A 1786-nucleotide genomic window follows, 5' to 3' on the forward strand; every position below is an offset into this window, starting at 1 on the left:
GCCCGCCTCCTGCCCCTGTTGCTCGCGCGTCCCGACGACCCACTGTCGGCGCAGGCCACACTCACCGGGGCCGACCAGACCGGGACGGCACGATACGTGTCCCAACTCCGTGCCCAGGCCGCCCGCGTGGACGCGCTGCCGGGACTGCGTCAAGTCCGCTGCCCCACGCTTGTCGTCGCGGGCGAAATGGATCGACTGTGCCCACCCGAGTACCACCACGAGATCGCCGACGCGATCGCGACCGCCCGTCTGCACGTGCTGCCCGGCGCAGGCCACCTCACACCACTCGAACGCCCCGCCGACATCGCCGCGCTGCTGGGCCCCTGGTGGGCACGCGCGGCCCGGGAGGAGACCCGATGACCGCCCCGCGCGACCTGAAGTCCCAACTCGCCGCCGAAGCACGCCCGCTCGGGGTCCTGGTCAGGCTGCCCGCCGAGCAACTCCTCGAACTGGCCGGTTCGGTCGACCTGGACTTCGCCGTGATCGACTGCGAGCACGGCCCGGCCGACCACGTCGCACTGCATCACCACATCGCGGTCGCGGAGGCGGTGGGCCTGACGGTGCTGGTCCGGGTGGGCGCGGCCGACGACCCGGACGTGCTGCGGGCGCTCGACCTGGGTGCGGCCGGTGTGATCGTCCCGCACGTGCGCGATGCCCGTGAAGCCGCCCGTGCGGTGGCCGCCGCACACTATCCGCCACTGGGCGAACGGGGATTCGCCGGCTACACGAGAGCCGGCCGTTACGGCGCACGCGACGCGGCCGAGCACCTGGCGCTGGCCGCTCGGCGCACACTCGTGGTCGTCATGATCGAAGACGCCGCCGGAGTCGAGGCCGCCGAGGAGATCCTGGCCGTCGAGGGGGTGGACGCGGTCCTTGTGGGCCCCGCCGACCTGGCGGTCTCGCTGGGGACGCCCGGCCCCGAGGGCGCGGAGACGGTGGCCGAGGCGACCCGAAGGGTGCACGCCGCAGCCCGCCGGCACGGCCGCGCGGTCCTGACCATCACCGGCTCACCCGCCGGCGCCGAGCGCGCCTTCGCCGACGGCGCCGACTTCGTCGTGTACAACACCACCCTGCTGCTGCGCTCGGCACTGACCGCCGCCGCGGCGATCCGCCGCGATCATCGTGCGGACCGGACCGACACATCGGCGGACAAGGGCACGGCCGAATAGCGGAAGGCGGCACACGGCACGCACGTCGGCCGCCCGCGACGAGGGTTCGGTCCGCAGGCGGGACGGGCGAACGCAACTCGTACGCGAGCCTGCGACGGCGTGGTGGAGATGGGACACGACGGACCAGGGCACCTCGCGATCAGCGAACACCGCCCGCTGCTGCGTGGCCTGGGCGCCTACCACGGCAAGCGGGGTTGGGGCGTGTCCGTGGAATTCGACGTCCGCCATGGGCCGGTCACCTTGGTCGGATCGTCCCAAACCCGGGACGGGCGCTACGAGTTGGTCGCGTCAGAAGGAGTGGGAGAGGGAGTGGGAGAGGGAGCGGGCAGCACAAGAGGCACGGGGGCCGGCGGCCGAGGCGGTCCGGATTTTCAAACCGGAGACCCGGACCCGGCCGGACGATCCGGATCACAGGTACTGGATCCCCTGAACTCGGTGACGGGTGACCGTCCGCCTGGCCCTGCGCCACGCCCGACGTTTCCCCGAAGCCCTCGAGCACCAGCAGCGCGCGCTTGATCTCGCGATCGAACTCGACGATCCCGCCTCGTAGTGCAGGGCATGGGGGAACCTGGGGGCCATCCACCCCGACACCGGGCGCGACGAGGAGGCCATGGACG

General features: G+C 72.7%; 2 protein-coding genes and 1 pseudogene. All 3 read left to right on the top strand.

The window, feature by feature from the left end; genetic code table 11:
* The coding region (locus GT354_RS27685) for an alpha/beta fold hydrolase (RefSeq protein WP_161359101.1) at nucleotides 1-360 on the top strand (360 nt) is incomplete at its 5' end.
* Entirely contained in the window at nucleotides 357-1169 is an 813-nt protein-coding gene (locus GT354_RS27690; protein WP_161359102.1) for an aldolase/citrate lyase family protein, read from the top strand. The genes GT354_RS27685 and GT354_RS27690, both read left to right, overlap by 4 nt.
* A 93-nt stretch (nucleotides 1170-1262) precedes the next feature.
* A pseudogene (locus tag GT354_RS54570) lies at nucleotides 1263-1418 on the top strand (arabinose isomerase); the annotation flags it as partial.
* Between the last annotated feature and the right edge of the window lie 368 nt (nucleotides 1419-1786).

Origin of the sequence: Streptomyces sp. SID3343 (assembly GCF_009865215.1) — a bacterium.
Classification (GTDB): Bacteria; Actinomycetota; Actinomycetes; order Streptomycetales; family Streptomycetaceae; genus Embleya.

Coding starts and splice junctions, on each gene's coding strand:
- GT354_RS27690 (WP_161359102.1), top strand. CDS start 357: ATGACCGCCCCGCGCGACCTGAAGTCCCAACTCGCCGCCGAAGCACGC.